This is a genomic window from Paenibacillus sp. IHB B 3415, from assembly GCF_000802655.2.
GTDB classification, from domain to species: Bacteria; Bacillota; Bacilli; order Paenibacillales; family Paenibacillaceae; genus Paenibacillus_AQ; species Paenibacillus_AQ phytohabitans.
Map to the genome: position 1 here is coordinate 24567 of NZ_JUEI01000043.1, position 15525 is coordinate 40091.

Genomic DNA, 15525 nt, shown 5'->3' on the forward strand with positions numbered 1-15525 from the left:
GAGGAAAGAGCATTAAATAAATACCATATATTAGAATATTCCTGTTTCTCCTTAACGCAATTCTGATTATGCTACCTATTTTTTCATAAAATCATTATATATGACGTACTATATGTTGCATTTATGATCATTATTGCGTATTATATAACCAAGTTAGGGAATAAACTTCTATTAAGACGTCTGATTGAAAGGGGGAATCGGCGGAACGGTGCTCCTTTTCCATATAGAGAAGTACCTGCATCTATTCGTAAACCGGAAAGTGGAGGAACATTGTGATCGAACTGACAACCCGGCAATTGCAAATTATTGAAATTGTGAAAAAAAGGGCGCCGATTACCGGTGACCAAATCGCGGAAAGCCTGGGCCTCAGCCGGCCGACCATCCGGGGGGACTTGTCCATCCTGGTCATGCTCGAATATGTCGATGCGAAGCCTAAGGTCGGCTACTTCCCTGGTACCAAGGCCGCAGCGCGCCATAACAGCCGGGGTCTGCTGCAGGATACCAAGGTTAGCGATATCCAGAGCATCCCGGTCATTATCCGTGAGAATACGACGATTCAAGACGCCGTAGTTACACTGTTTCTTCAGGATGTCGGTACGCTGATCATCTGCGATAGCGACGGCAAGCTGACGGGTGTCGCCTCGCGCAAGGACTTCCTGAAGGTCACGCTCGGTAATCCCGGCGCGGTAACCATGCCTGTGAGCATGGTCATGACCCGCCAGCCCAAGGTAGTAACTGTTTCGCCCGATGACACGGTGCTTGACGCCGCGCAGCGCATGATATACCACGAGGTAGACAGTCTGCCGGTAGTTGTTCCCGGCAGCGGGGAAGGGTCCGGAGCAGGTCTGGACGTAGTAGGGCGGCTCACGAAGACTTCCATCGTGAAGCTTCTCCTCGAGCTTGAAGCCAAAGGATAACGGAGGAATCGATAGAGCATGGAGCCATCCACCCATTACATTACGATATGCTCGGATTCTATTGGAGATACGGCGGAAGCTGTCGTGCAGGCCGTCATCCACCAATTTCAGAATCAGCGTGTCACTATCAGAAGATACGGTAATGTCAGACATGAAGATGAACTGCGCAAATTAATGGAAGAGACCGCCCAGCTTCAGGGTTTCGTAGCTTATACCCTGGTCCAGCCGGAGCTGCGGGAGATGATCCGCGAGGAGGCGGTTCGCCTCGATCTGCGGATTGTGGATATTATGGGCCCGATGATGCAGGCCTTCATCGATACCTTCGATGATGCTCCGGAGGCCCGGCCCGGACTGCTGCATCAGCTGGACGAGGAATATTTCAGCCGGATCGAGGCGATTGAATTCACCGTCGCCTGTGATGACGGACGTGATCTCGGGGCCATGCTGAAGGCGGATATTGTTCTGCTCGGCATGTCCCGCACCTCGAAGACACCGCTCAGCATCTTTCTGGCCCACCGCGGTAAGAAGGTGGTGAATTATCCGGTTGTCCCGGAGGTCGGTCCGCCGCAGCAGCTGCTGAGCCTGCCGCCGAACCGGATCATCGGTCTGACCATGAAGCCGGAGTACATGCTGAAGATCCGCTCTGAGCGGCTGAAGATGCTGGGCTTGCCTACCGGCTCGCAATATGCCAGCCTCGAACGTATTACAGAAGAGATGGAATATGCAGCAACACTGTTCGCAAAGCTGGGCTGCCCGGTCATTGATATTACGGATAAGGCGATTGAAGAAACCGCCGGCATTATCATGGGTTATATTTAATCTAACTATACTGGAGGGAATCATTATGGAACGCGAATTGGCACTGGAAATTGTACGGGTCACTGAATTGGGTGCTTTATCCTCAGCACGCTGGATCGGCCGGGGCGACAAAAATGCGGCAGATGATGCTGCCACAACCGCAATCCGTTCCATGTTCGATTCTGTCTCCATTGACGGAACCGTGGTGATCGGCGAAGGCGAGATGGATGAGGCGCCGATGCTCTATATCGGAGAACGTGTCGGTAACCGGAACGGCCCTTCCGTCGATGTAGCGGTAGATCCGCTGGAAGGGACCGAGGTCGTCGCCTGCGGACTGCATAATGCACAGTCGGTGATTGCGATTGCTGACAAGGGCAGCCTGCTGCATGCACCGGATATCTATATGGAGAAGCTGGCCTGCGGACCGGAGCTGGCTGGCAAGCTAAGCCTGGACGATCCGGCCGAAGTAACGCTGCGCAAAGCCGGCATGATCACCGGCAAAGCGCTCTCCGAGCTGACGGTGATGGTGCTGGACCGCAAGCGGCATGAAGGCTTGATCAGCATCCTGCGTGAAGCAGGCGTGCGCATCAAGCTGATCAATCACGGCGATGTCGCCGGGGCAATAGCCGCTGCGCTGCCGGACAGCGATGTAGATCTGTACATGGGCTCCGGCGGAGCACCGGAAGGTGTACTCGCCGCCGCCGCACTGCGCTGCCTGGGCGGAGAGCTCCAGGGCAGGCTGCTGCCCGAAGGCCCTCTTGAGATGCAGCGCTGCCTGCAGATGGGCCTGGACAATCCGGCACGGGTGCTGTCCATGGAGGATATGGTCGGCACCGGCGATGTCATCTTCGCCGCCACCGGGGTAACCTCCGGCGAGTTCCTCAGCGGCGTGCGCTTCATCGGCAAGGAACGCGCCGAGACCCATTCGGTGATCATGCGGGCGCAGAGCCGCACGATCCGCTACATCCGCAGCATTCATTTCCTGCCCGGCAAGGACATCCCGGAGGTCATTCCGGCCAGAGCCAATGCGGCCTTTATGTAGGCACAGGGGCAGCGGATAATTGTATTTCGTACAGTTAAAACAAGGTATACGCCCAGATTTATTACGCTAAGTGTATTCTGTACAGCTAAAATAGCATGAGGTGAGCCTTTTGAGAGAAACTGGTCAATATAATTGTATAAAGTGCAACTAAAGCACTTCCCGGGCAATTATCAGTGATTTTAGTTGCAGAAAATACAGTTAAAGCCTCGCCGGATTGGGCCCTTTGCTTCAAGCTGAATTTCATTCTGATCCGAAGATTACCGGTTCAATGAATATACAAAAGGGTTTCCGTGAAGTCCGGCTGGACTTCGCGGAAACCCTTTTATTTTTCTCGCTGAAACAGCTCCATGCTTAAAGTGACGGCAAGGCCGTTCCCACTAGCTTTAGCCTTAATGACAAATCCCGTCATCTAGCCTGTCAGCACGTCATAACGTCCCTGCTATTTAACGGCTGCGGCTGTGGTCTCTCAGCAGCTCGTCACTGCCGTCCACCTTCACCTCACCGCTCTTGTTGACCCGTGCTTCCTCGCGTCTGACCGTATCCTGTACCTGCTCGGTTCCCTGAACCTCACGTTTGTGAATTCCGACTTCACCGGTAACGACCGTATTCTTACGGACCTCCACCTGCTCCTCGCTCACCGGGATTCGGATCGTTTCATCCGCACCAACCGGCTCTGCTGTTGTGTCATTATTGACGGCACGCCGCTCAATGACAATCTCTTCATGGGTAACCGGGACATTGATCGTTTTCTGCTCTTCGATGATTTCCTTGTGTACGTTGACCTCACCTGTCTGCACCTTGTTCTTGGATACATCCAGCTGTTCTTCACGCAAACGCAGCTTGCGGTCTTCATCCAGATCATTGAACCCGCCAGTTCGTGTACTATCCAGCGTCCCGTCTATGCCATTCGCCGTACCGGAATATACATCTCCCGTCATTCCCGGACGGTTCACATCATCCAGTGCTCTTGCCCCCGGGAGATCATGCTCCGTTGCCGAATTCATCGTATCCAGCCCTGTATCGTCCCTGCCTTCAAGACCGGAGCCGTTGAACGCGGCATCCACGGTATCTGTTACCGAATGACGTGCGGTATCCGCAGCATCGCCGGTTGTATTAGGATCATCCATATAACGGTCTGCGTTCGCTGAATTATGGTTACGGAATATGGAGTATACATCACTTGCCCGCGTGTTATCTGCATCAACCATAACCAGAATGCGTCCTTCATCCACATAGTTGTCGTAACTCTCTGCTTCATCCTCCGGAATACCCAGCCCGATCAGACCGCCCACAAGCCCGCCTGTTCCTGCACCTACGGCTACTCCCGTCAATGTCGCGGCAATTGGTCCCGCAGCAATAATCGGCCCGATCCCCGGTATCGCCAGCGCGCCGATGCCTGCCAGCAGCCCGGTGACACCGCCGAGTATACCGCCTGTTGCTGCACCGGATGCCATGCCCTCAGGCGCCTTGGTTCCTGTCTCATCACTGATCGCTTCAACATCCCGTTTATTTCTCGCTATCACTGAGATATCCTCTGTCAGAAACCCGTGACTCTTCAAGTCTTCAATGGCCCGTGAAGCTTCATGCTCGGTATAGAATACACCTACAATTTTCTTATTCATAACGATTCCCTCCTGGTAGCTTATTTTGTGAATAAGGATTGGTCTCACTTTAACTTTCACATCCCTTACTTAACCAAACAGGCATCCGCGAAACTGATATTTTATAAACTTGTAAACGTAACCTCAAAATTATTTATGAAACAGGAAATAATCCGGGAAATAATTTCCAAACGGATTTCCTCTTGCATTCCGGACACATTTTACTCATATTTACCGTTTCGGAGTCAGCATAGATAACATCCAATTATCCGCCTCATGGCATTTATTAAGCCTTTTAGAACAATGGTCTCAACCGCATTACAGCACCGCCAAAAGAGACTATACTCCTCATAAGACAGGTCAGCCACTCAGATATCTTTTAGGGGGAACCGCGATGAATATGCGTTTGAAGGTGCTCAAGAAACATTTACTTTTCTGCTGCAGCGAACACTGCAATAACCAGGATGTTGAAGAGGTCATGCAGGAATTCAAAGAGCAGATGGTGGAACACGGGATTAACAAAACGGTCAAAATCAACAAAACCAGCTGCCTCGGCCTATGCGGCAACGGTCCTTTTGTCATCGTGTATCCTGACGGAATCTGGTACTACAATGTAACCACCGATGATGTGGCGCGCATTGTAGAGGAGCATCTGGTGAACGGGGTGCCCGTAGAAGAACTCGTTATGCTCAAAATGGAAGCCTGACAGGCAGGAAACGGCGGCGCCGTCTGCGTTATGAATATGTACGTAAGGTCCCTATCCCTTTCAGCGGAGCTGGGACTTTTTGCAGTGTATCTGCCTTGGGGTCCCCGCAAAGTACCTGAGTAATCATCGAAGCCAGAGCCCCACTTTGTGGGGTTATTTTGCGGTTGATCAGCCTTGGTGAAACTGATGTATAATGGGGAATATACGCTTTTTAGGCAAAGAACACTCCCTATACAGGAAAGAGGCTGAAGCATGGCCATATTCAAATATAATTCCCATCGTCCGCACCGCACCAGTCCCGATCTCCATCTCCATTATTGGGGACAGGAGCAATGCGCACCCGGCCATTCCGTCGGACCCGGGGTCCGTGATTTGTACAAAATCCACTTCATTCACGAAGGCACCGGCAAAGTCGTTGTCGGGGAAGCGAGCCACACGCTGGGGGCAGGACAAGCCTTCCTCACCTATCCCCATGTTGTGACGCATTATGCCGCAGACCAGGACAGTCCCTGGACCTACTCATGGATTGCTTTTACCGGAGAAGAAGCCGGATATCTGCTGTCGCAGACGTCACTGTCGCCGGAGCAGCCGGTGTTCCCGATGGATCAAGAGCTGATGCCCTCTCTATTCGAGAGGCTGTCTGAAGCCGCCGATTGCCAGGATGTGCTGGATCTGCCGCTTAAGGTAATCCTCTATGAGTTCTTATCCCTGCTGCTGCGCACGGTTCCGGCCACTGCAAACCTGGTGATTCCTCGTCAAAAGAGTGTCTATGTTGAGCAATGCCTCCACTACCTGCATGCCCATTACTGTGAGAATGTCACCGTGGAGAGCATGTCCGCTTCCCTGAAGCTGGACCGCAAGTACCTCTCCACATTGTTCAAACGGACCATTGGTCTGCCGCCGCAGCAGTATCTGCTTAATTTCCGGATTGCCAAGGCCTGCGAATTGCTGACCGAGACCAGCTGTACCATCGGCGAGATCTCGCATTCTGTCGGGTATCAGGACGCGCTGCTCTTTTCCCGTATGTTCAAAAAGGTTAAAGGCTGCCCCCCCAAAGAATACCGCATCCGCCACACGGATACTGACATTGTTCTATAAACATCATCCATGCTGACATACGATTATCCGCACGGATTCGCTACAATAAGGACGTGGCCTGCCCGGAGAAGCAAACGCTAACATTCCCCGGATAGGGAGCGCCAGTTTGTACACATTAATCACAGAACACACTAACCAACAAATTGTAGGAGGAATAATATGTATATCGCTAGTCCTGAACGCTATGACACCATGAAATATAACCGCACCGGCCGCAGCGGCCTGCTGCTCCCGGCGATTTCGCTTGGACTCTGGCATAATTTCGGCGGCAACGATGTGTTCGAGAACGGCCGGGCCATGGTCCGCCGCGCTTTCGACCTGGGGATTACCCACTTCGATCTCGCCAATAACTACGGTCCGCCCGCAGGTTCTGCCGAAGAGAGCTTCGGACAGATTCTGAAGAAGGATCTCGCTGCTTACCGCGATGAGCTGATCATCTCCAGCAAAGCCGGCTACTATATGTGGCCCGGCCCGTACGGCGAATGGGGCTCCAAGAAGAATCTCGTATCCAGTCTGGATCAGAGCCTGAAGCGGCTGGGCCTGGATTATGTGGATATCTACTATCACCACCGTCCAGATCCGAATACACCGCTCGAAGAAACCATGTCTGCACTGGATCTGCTAGTACGCCAGGGCAAAGCGCTGTATGTCGGTATTTCGAACTACAAGCCTGAAGAGGCGCGTGAAGCTGCGCAGATTCTCCGCCGTCTCGGCACTCCCTGCCTGATTCATCAGCCGAACTATTCGATGATGTCACGCTGGATCGAAGACGGGCTGCAGGATGTGCTGGCTGAAGAAGGCATCGGCACTATCGCCTTCTCTCCGCTGCAAAAGGGTATCCTGACCGACCGTTACCTGAAAGGCATTACCGCGGATTCCCGCGCAGCCGGACCAAGCGTGTTCCTCTCCGAGAAGGAAATCACGGCCGAGGTGATCGCCAAGGTAAGCAAGCTGAACGATATTGCCGCAGCCCGCGGACAGAAGATGTCCCAGCTCGCCTTATCCTGGGTACTCCGCGGCGGCAAAGTGACCTCCGCCCTGATCGGCGCGAGCAAAGTCAGCCAGATCGAAGATGCTGTAGCTTCCCTGAATGCGCCTGAGCTGAGTGCAGAAGAGCTGGAGCAGATCGAGAACATTCTGCGCGGATAACCACGCGCCTGAAAGGCTGAAACAATATCTATTCTTACTTATAACGGCAATCCTGCCCGCCCGGCTGACAGTCAGCGGCGGCAGGATTGCCGTTTTTGCGCATCAGGATGATATAATAGACATAATTACAGTAACGAAAGGACGTCAGGTCAGATGAACACTAACCGTTTGGGACAATCTGATTTATATGTAAGCGCCATGGGCCTTGGCTGTATGACGCTGGGGACGGATGAGGTGAAGGCCGCTGCTATTATTCACGAAGCGCTTGATCACGGAATCAATTTCCTGGATACCGCCGATCTCTATGATGAAGGCCGCAATGAGGAAATCGTCGGCCAGGCGATCCGGCACCGCCGTGCAGATGTAATTCTGGCCACCAAAGTGGGCAACCGCAGAATTCCCGGCCAAGAGGGCTGGAGCTGGGATGCTTCCAAAGCCTATATCCGCTCGGCGGTGAAAGAGAGTCTGCGCAGGCTGCAGACCGATTATATCGATCTGTATCAGCTGCATGGGGGAACGCTGGAGGATGAGATTGACGAGACTATCGAAGCTTTTGAAGAGCTGAAGCAGGAAGGGGTAATCCGTCATTACGGGATTTCCTCCATCCGGCCGAATGTCATCCGGGAATATGTGCAGCGCTCGGGAATAGTCAGTGTGATGAGCCAGTACAGCATTCTCGACAGACGCCCGGAGGAGAGCATCCTTCCGCTGCTGGCCCGGGAGGGCATCAGCCTGATTGCGCGGGGACCGCTGGCCAGCGGTATCCTGACAGAACATGGCCGCAGCAAGGCGGAGCGGGCATATCTGGACTATACTGCTGCGGAGCTGTCAGAGCTGCACGGCCAGCTGATGCAGCAGACTACCCTCACCCGTACCTTGACGCAGACAGCGCTGCAGTATCCGCTGGCAGATCCTACCGTTGCCGCTATTATTCCCGGAGCGAGCAGCCTTGCGCAGCTGCGGCAGAATATTGCATCGGCTACCTCACCGCCGCTCTCTGCCCTTGATCTAGAGGCTGTCCGTAAGGTGAGCAAGGCAGGACGGTATACAGTGCACTTGTAGAGTTGAATGATTCCAAAGCGAAAGAAGCTGCCTTGAAGCTGCAGGAAATCTGCAGTCATTGGACAGCTTCTTTTTCATACATCCGGGGAACAAGTTTGAATTACAGCGATAAATCCGGTTAACTGTGCTTTCTCTTCTTAACGATCCATATAATCACCGAAGCTGCAAATACCAGGGCAGTAATAAGCCATGTCAGCAAAAAGGCCATACCCAGCCCGATATTCGCATCGAGCGCTTCTCTTCTGCTCTCCAGCACCAGCATCACCGCGAGCGGCGCCCCGCTGGCAATCAGCAGAACCGTCATACTGTAACGGGCAAAGTTCGTCCGTTTGTGAATGGCAGCATACAAGCTTATGAAACCAGCAACCAGAAGTACAAATGTCAGCAAAGCTTCCCAGGTTAGTCTGTCCATCAAATCACACCTTCCATCTTCAAGCTAGCGCTCTATGAATCGCTGGGATAACAGCCAGTATAGCTGCTTTGGGAAGCAGACGCAAATTGTGCGAAGTTTCAATACCAACACAAAAAACCACCTGGTGTCTGCACACAGGCGGTCTGAATATTGAATTCTATGAAATTATAGTTTGGAGATCAATTGTACCGCTTCAGCACGCGTAGCCTTCTGCAGCGGATTAAATTTGTTGCCGCCTTGTCCCAGGATCAGCCCAAGCTTCTGGGCAGCGCTGGCATACGGCCGTGCCCAGGCAGCGATGGAACTATAGTCGGTAAATTTAATCTCCGGCTCTCCCGCATTTAGCGGTGTCTTATTCTTATATACATAAGCCTTCATCAGCATCGCTACCATCTCTTGCCGCGTAATCGGCTGATCCGGTGCGAAGCTTGATCCGGAAGTACCGGTCACAATGCCGGCCTCTGCGGCAGCGGCGATCTCGCCGGCATACCATTTGGTTGAAGTCACATCGGTGAAGCTGCCCGCACTCCCTGATTTCAGACCTAGGCTCCGGGCAATAAATGCTGCAAATTCAGCACGTGTTACATTCTGATTCGGAGAGAAGTCCAGATCACTTGTTCCTGTGACCACTTGCTTCGCAACCATAGACTGTATTGCCGCAGCTGCCCAATGAGACGCTGAAATATCTCTGAACGTTTTGCTGTATTGCAGTACGGCATATTGGCTGAAATGACTGGTTTCTGCAATCCAGAAGCCATTATCTAAATGTCCAGGCATGTATTGCAGGTCTCCTGGGTCGCCCAAGTAATAAATCCCGGTCAGATTGCCGTCCACACCTGCATTAACCTTCAGCTTCAGCGTAACCGGAAGGTCAAGCTTGGACAAACCGGTTACTTTCCCGTCCGCTGTAATCAGCGATAATCTTATTTCAAACGCAGCACCTGCGGAAGTGATTATCGTATTTGCCGATTTTCCGGTAATGGCGCCCGTCTTCGTAGCGATTTCCTCACTGGTCAGCGGAGAAAATTCAACAGAGACTTTGGCATCCTTCCATGCATCAGCCGGAACCAGGGCCTTCAGCTGGTCCAGTACTCCACCCGGAATTTGAATGGACAGGTCATCTTTGGCAACGGCCAAAGTGTTATTTGTATCGATTGGCACCGAGCCAGCCGGCAGCAACATCTGCTTAATGTCACTGGCTACGGAAACTGTAGTCTTGCCATTCTCACTGTTCAATACCGTGCTCAGCGGCTTCGCAACACCTGCTTTGTCAACAACAGTGATTACCGGAGCTGCTGGAGTTGAAGCGGCCCCGTTAGTAACCGGGCTGGCGATACCACCGCCGCCTCCGCCTCCACCACCACCAGTGTTACTTCCACCGCCAACCGTACCGCTTCCCGTGCTCTGCGGAGCCGGGAAAAGATAGGCTTGATAGGACCGGTCCCCATCTTTATTTACGGCTGCAATGTTCACATGATAATTTTTACCGTTTTGTAATCCCTGAATCAGATAATTCGTTTGATGAATGGGTGATTTCGTCAATAATTGACCGTCAAGCCATACCAGATATCCGTCCAGATCAGCTTCTGTGTTGCTGTTCCAGGTCAGATTCAACGTCCCGTTCCCTGGTGTTGCTGCAAACCCTGTGGGCTTGTCCGGGAAAAGACCTAGAGAAATATTCTCAGGAAAATAATCAAAGGTATATTGAGCACCGTCTTTGGAGCTGTTTAAGTAAAAGTAGAGCCATCCATATCTTGAATTGATATCAGGCAAATGAATCTCTTTACCGGATGCCGTTGATGAAAGCCGCAAAGTATACATACTATCCGTATTTAACTGGCCGGCAAATCCAAAATGAAAGGTATCATCCTCAAAATTAAAGGAATCCACCTGGTAAATCCCCCCGGAATCATCTGCAAGCTCAAAATCGGAAGCCGCTATTTCATTTGCATCAAATAAATACGGAAAATGGGAGAAATCAGCAGCCTGAGCTCCTGGTAATGTAAGCTGGAAGCTGAATCCCGGATCTGTATCCAGATGCTGGGCGCTTGGCCTGAATGCCAGCATTTCGTCATTAGGCATCAGGGCCGCACCTCTTTTTTTGCCGCTGAGCAGAACTTTGCCTTCCGGTACTAGAGAAGGAGCATACATAGGATAGCTGTAGCGTTCTGACTCATGACCCAGTAAATCTACCGAAGTAAGTTCGAACCTGTGGAGAGAATTATAAGGCAGGTTATAGAACTCGCGATAATAACTCTTAGTTGAAGCCATAAGCTGGTTGTTGTCATAGATATTATAATGAGCCAAACCAAACCTGTCCTCAGTAAGCCAATATGGAGCTAACATCGTAGTTTTATTCAGGAAACTGTACCAGTAGTGCTCGATATACGGAGTAGTAACCTTGTTATCAAACGAATATACATCCCCCGTTACACTTGCGTTGAACCGTCTGATATCGCTCGATTCTACAGTTGCACTGCCGGGAATCAGCCCGGTGGCAATATTTCCATTCACCTTGGCCCAGTATACATGAGCGCTGTTAGAATGGTAGACCTCCCCAATGACTGATTCAGGGACTTGAATCTTGCTGCCATCGGTGCTATCCAGACTCAGTGAAATATTCTCCTGATCAGAGTAAATCACTCCTGAAATCTCTCCTGTGGAGGCATTGTAATAAACTTTCAGTATACTGGCCGCATAGGTCAGTACAGGCGCGCTCAGTGCCAGCAGCATAAGAACTGCAAGCGAAGCGCTAATTTTACGTAAAATGTTGTGCAGAAAAATTCCCCCCGGTGAATATGTAGGATTCGAATTTCGAAAATCCTTCACTACTATACGAGGAACTCCAGAATATTACAATGTGATTTTTAATATATAAACTGTCATTCTTGCTGTTTCTCTACCTGCTTCAACATCGTTTTATAATTTCTGTTCTCCGGGATTATATCCGAGGCAGTCTGCATCTCTTGTACGGCCTTGTCCATATATATTGCATCTCCCTTATCTCGAGCTATTGCTGAATACAAGGCTGCCAGCTGATAGTGTGTCTCATGAGACCATGGCAGCATTTTTTCTGCTCCTAGCAAGGATTGCTCCGCCTTATGCCAGTCCTTCCTGAGCATCTGCGATTCTCCTCCGGCAAGCCGGTTATAACCCAGGGTCAGCCATGTAAAAGCCACTATAGCGCAGACCACCGGCAGCGCTGTAACTGCACCCGTCCAGCGGGAGATGCGGACTGGTCTGGCAGAGAACCCGTCAGCCTCTGCTCCGGTAAGGAGCATAATGAATAGCCCGAAGATCAGCGGATAAGCCAATTCGATATCAAAGGCTATATGGATACCAAACAAGATTATTGCCAGCAGGGCGCTCCGTCCTGTGTGCCCTCTGCGCAAACCTGCCCAAAGCGAACTGGTAATCATTGCAATGAAGGTTAAGCCCCCCAGTATGCCGGTATCCAAAGCCACCTGCAAATACTGCTGATGTGCGTATTTCACAAATACGGAAGGGTACAGCACGGCCCAGCCGCCTCCGCCTACGCCAAGCTGCCAATGCTTGCGCCATAAATGCACAGCATCATTCCAATAGATCCGGCGCAACGCGAATTCAGGCGCATTCCAGGCAATCTCCCGATAAGCCGCCTCGCCGCCCCACACGTTCAAGGCAATGCCGCCGCCCAGCAAGACCGCCGCTGCTGTCAGAGCACTCAGTATTGCAATCTTCTTGCTCTGCCCTGTAATCCATATATATAGCACAACCCCAATCACAGCCAGAATAATCACAGCCCTGGAACCGGAGAGCAGCAGCCCCCCAGAGGAGACAACGCAGGCCAGCCAGTAACGCTTATATCCCGATTGCTGATAGGCGCGCCAACCGGCCGCAATGGCTGCAGCTGCTATCACAGCATAGCTATTCGCATACCCAAGCGTCGATTCCAGTCTTCCCTCCCTGAACAAGCCAAAGACAAGTCCCCATAGGGTCAGCGCTGCACCGCACCAAGCCCATGCCGACCATACCCGGTCACGCTGCTCCGGTGACAGTGTGGCAAACAGCAAAGACAACGGAAGCAGCGACGATATTTTGGCCGCCTCCAGCACCGCCTGTTCAACATCAACCGCCCAAACCGCAGATATCCAATACATCGCTGTGAATACCAGCAGCAGAACGTGTACAGGCAGCAGCATGATCCTGCCCGAGCGTAAAATACAGCTAAACGCAGCAGCATACAGCAGAACATCCAACACCAAAAAGGACCGGGTATGAAAATAACCCGCTCCAAGCAACCCCGCAATCATATAGACCAGTACAACATAGTAAGGCATTGCTGCCAATGATTTTATTTTCGCCATAGTAATAGACTTTTTCGACAGACTTTGCGGAAAAACCTCTATGCAGATCCTTCATCCGCCAAAAAACGTTGTAATATACACCATCGCCAGCAGGCCGAATATAAACGAATAGGTTGAAGGCCGCTCATACCCATGGCCGTGGCTCTCCGGGATCAGCTCCTTATAGACAATGAATAGCATCGCACCGGCCGCGAAGGCCAGCCCGTAACCGACTACATTCTGCACATAGCTGGCTGTAAAATACCCGATGACTGCCGACACCATCTCCATGAGGCCGGTCAGGAAGGCAATAGTCAATGCCTTGCGCCGGGTCGCACGGGCATTCATCAGAAATATTGCCAGGATCAGGCCTTCGGGCATATTCTGGGCACCGATCGCAATAGCTACCATGGGCCCCAGGCTCGCCTGCTCACTGGCATAGCTGAAGCCGGTACTCAGCCCCTCGGGAATATTATGAATGAACAGCGCGATCATCACGAGCAGCGCTTTGGAATCCAGATTGCTGAGACCGGGCTTGTTCTCCACATCAATATGCGGAATATGGCTCTCGATCAGATCAAGCAGAAGCACCCCGGTAATCAGACCCAGAGTAAGAGCGATGATTCCCGACTCTTTGATCGCCTGCGGCATCAGTCCGAAGGTGGTCGCGGACACCATAATACCGGCGGTAAAGGCCACCAGCACATCTTTCCACAGCTCAGACAGCCGCTTCACGAACAGGATGGGAATCACGCCAAGAACCGTAGCCATTGCAGATAAAAAGCTGCCTAGAAACGCACTCGCCAAGTCTTCAACCCCTTTTGTGGACAGGACTTATAGACAAGCTTATGCTTCCGGCAGCCTTAAATATAACCAGGCTTCCATTATTTTCTTCCCATACAGATTGAACCGGTGGCGCCCAGCCAGAGTTCAATTGCATTTTGTACAACAGATCAGCCCTAGATATGCTTAAAAAATTGAATCTATTGTACTCTGTACAGCAGATCCCAATAGAAAGGGTGTTATGGAGCCGGACTTCAGCAATCAATTGTATGAAATACATTAGAATCTGATGGTGATGAATGACATGAATTACTCCAGCCTCGCCCACTTCTCAAACAACCGGTCTACCCGTCCGCCGATGGCCTCCTCGGACACTGCCTTGATTTTTCCTTGTTCAAAAACCACCTTCCCGCCAACGACTACTGTCCGGATCGCTCCCGGCTGCATGGCATAGACCATGTTCGCGAACAATTCCCGCTTCGGAGCCAGCGACAGATCCTGAAGGTCGAGCGCCGCGAAGTCGGCGTACTGCCCGGTTTCGAGCGAACCCACCGGCAGCTGCAGAATCTCCCCGGCACTCCGGGTGCCCATCCGGTACACCTGTCCGGCAGTGATGCAGGTACCGTCCAGCCGGCTGACCTTCTGCAAAAGCGCACACATACGCATCTCCTCATACACGCTGATCCGGTTATTGCTGCAGCCTCCGTCAGTCCCGAGTGTCACTCTGACGCCTGCCTTCAGCAGGTCGGGAATGCGGGTCACGCCGTCAGCCAGAAACATATTACTGGACGGACAGTATGCCAGCGACCCGCGTCTTGCGCCAATCAGTTCAATCTCGGAATCCTCCAGCCAGACCAGATGAACCGCAATCATCCGCTCGTCGAGAACGCCCAGGGAATCCAGATAATGCACAGGCCGCAGGCCATAGTCACGTTGGATCTCTTCTACCTCGAACATTTCTTCCGCCACATGGATATGAAAAGGCGTATCCAGCTCCATAGCCAGCTTATGCCCGGCCCTAATCATCTCCGGTGAAGCCGCATGCGGGCTATGCGGAGCCGGATGTACCGTAACCATGGGATTGCCCTGATACTTCTTGGCTAATGACCGCGTCCGCTCTACAGCCTCCGGAACCGTCTCCCGGTAAGCAAGTGGTGCCCCGGCCCAGTCATACATCGTGCGGGCAAATACAAGCCGGATTCCCAGATCACCCGCGGCCCGGATCACAGCTTCATCGTAGGCAGTTCCGCCATTATGCACATAGAAGAAATCACAGACGGTCGTGATTCCGTAGCGCAGCATCTCTCCGAAGGCAAGCAACGCGCCGGTATAGATGGCCTCTTCATCGAGAAGCGGTGTGTACTTGTACAGGGCCTGATCCCGCCAATCCAGAAACGGCTTATCAATCGCAATCCCGCGCAGCAGGCTCTGGAAGGAGTGATTATGTGAATTGACGGTACCGGGAACGATAGCTCTGCCCTCCCAGTGGATGTGCCTGGCATCGGGATAGCGGCCCAGCAGCTCTTCACGCTCTCCCACATCCGAAATCCTCCCGTTCTCCACCAGCAGGGCACCATTCTTCTTGAATTCGTCCTGCGTGTACAGAACATCTGCTGAATATATTTCGCGCAT

At 52.1% G+C, this 15525-nt stretch carries 13 protein-coding genes; 7 read left to right on the plus strand and 6 right to left on the minus strand.

Features of this window, described 5'->3' with window-relative positions:
- Positions 1-272 precede the first annotated feature (272 nt).
- Genes QW71_RS19105 through glpX form a run of 3 tightly spaced genes read left to right on the plus strand, consistent with a single transcriptional unit; the run spans position 273 to position 2757 of the window.
- Positions 273-917 (plus strand): helix-turn-helix transcriptional regulator, encoded by a 645-nt coding sequence (locus tag QW71_RS19105; RefSeq protein WP_200905939.1) that lies wholly within the window; start codon positions 273-275, stop codon positions 915-917.
- Between the two features lie 18 nt (positions 918-935).
- A complete protein-coding gene (locus QW71_RS19110; RefSeq protein ID WP_039302045.1) occupies positions 936-1736 on the plus strand; it encodes a pyruvate, water dikinase regulatory protein in 801 nt (266 codons plus the stop codon).
- Positions 1737-1761: 25 nt separating this feature from the next.
- Positions 1762-2757, plus strand: coding sequence for a class II fructose-bisphosphatase (gene glpX, locus QW71_RS19115; protein ID WP_039302048.1), 996 nt, complete (start codon positions 1762-1764; stop codon positions 2755-2757).
- A gap of 443 nt (positions 2758-3200) precedes the next feature.
- Here glpX and QW71_RS42250 read toward each other — a convergent pair whose 3' ends face one another.
- Positions 3201-4379: a YsnF/AvaK domain-containing protein gene (locus QW71_RS42250; protein ID WP_039302051.1), complete on the minus strand. Its 1179-nt coding sequence runs from the start codon at positions 4377-4379 to the stop codon at positions 3201-3203.
- 373 nt (positions 4380-4752) lie between these two features.
- On the opposite strand from QW71_RS42250, the gene QW71_RS19125 reads away from it, so the two are divergent.
- From QW71_RS19125 to QW71_RS19140, 4 genes are all read left to right on the plus strand, one after another.
- A complete protein-coding gene (locus QW71_RS19125; RefSeq protein WP_042134087.1) occupies positions 4753-5064 on the plus strand; it encodes a ferredoxin in 312 nt (103 codons plus the stop codon).
- A gap of 252 nt (positions 5065-5316) precedes the next feature.
- Positions 5317-6162 carry an AraC family transcriptional regulator gene (locus QW71_RS19130; protein ID WP_039302054.1) on the plus strand — a complete coding sequence of 282 codons (846 nt, stop codon included), beginning with the start codon at positions 5317-5319 and terminating at the stop codon, positions 6160-6162.
- A gap of 159 nt (positions 6163-6321) precedes the next feature.
- Positions 6322-7311, plus strand: a complete 990-nt coding sequence (locus QW71_RS19135) for an aldo/keto reductase (protein WP_039302057.1) — start codon at positions 6322-6324, stop codon at positions 7309-7311.
- A gap of 153 nt (positions 7312-7464) precedes the next feature.
- Entirely contained in the window at positions 7465-8373 is a 909-nt protein-coding gene (locus tag QW71_RS19140; RefSeq protein ID WP_039302060.1) for an aldo/keto reductase, read from the plus strand.
- A gap of 118 nt (positions 8374-8491) precedes the next feature.
- Here QW71_RS19140 and QW71_RS19145 read toward each other — a convergent pair whose 3' ends face one another.
- The 5 genes from QW71_RS19145 to QW71_RS19170 all read right to left on the minus strand — a co-directional run bounded on the left by QW71_RS19145 (position 8492) and on the right by QW71_RS19170 (position 15525).
- Positions 8492-8785, minus strand: a complete 294-nt coding sequence (locus QW71_RS19145; protein WP_039302063.1) for a hypothetical protein — start codon at positions 8783-8785, stop codon at positions 8492-8494.
- A gap of 165 nt (positions 8786-8950) precedes the next feature.
- Positions 8951-11428 (minus strand): S-layer homology domain-containing protein, encoded by a 2478-nt coding sequence (locus QW71_RS19150; protein WP_160311825.1) that lies wholly within the window; start codon positions 11426-11428, stop codon positions 8951-8953.
- Between the two features lie 239 nt (positions 11429-11667).
- Positions 11668-13131 (minus strand): O-antigen ligase, encoded by a 1464-nt coding sequence (locus QW71_RS19155; RefSeq protein WP_039302068.1) that lies wholly within the window; start codon positions 13129-13131, stop codon positions 11668-11670.
- A gap of 51 nt (positions 13132-13182) precedes the next feature.
- Positions 13183-13917, minus strand: coding sequence for a ZIP family metal transporter (locus QW71_RS19160; RefSeq protein ID WP_039302071.1), 735 nt, complete (start codon positions 13915-13917; stop codon positions 13183-13185).
- Between the two features lie 285 nt (positions 13918-14202).
- Positions 14203-15525, minus strand: a complete 1323-nt coding sequence (locus QW71_RS19170) for an amidohydrolase family protein (RefSeq protein ID WP_039302076.1) — start codon at positions 15523-15525, stop codon at positions 14203-14205.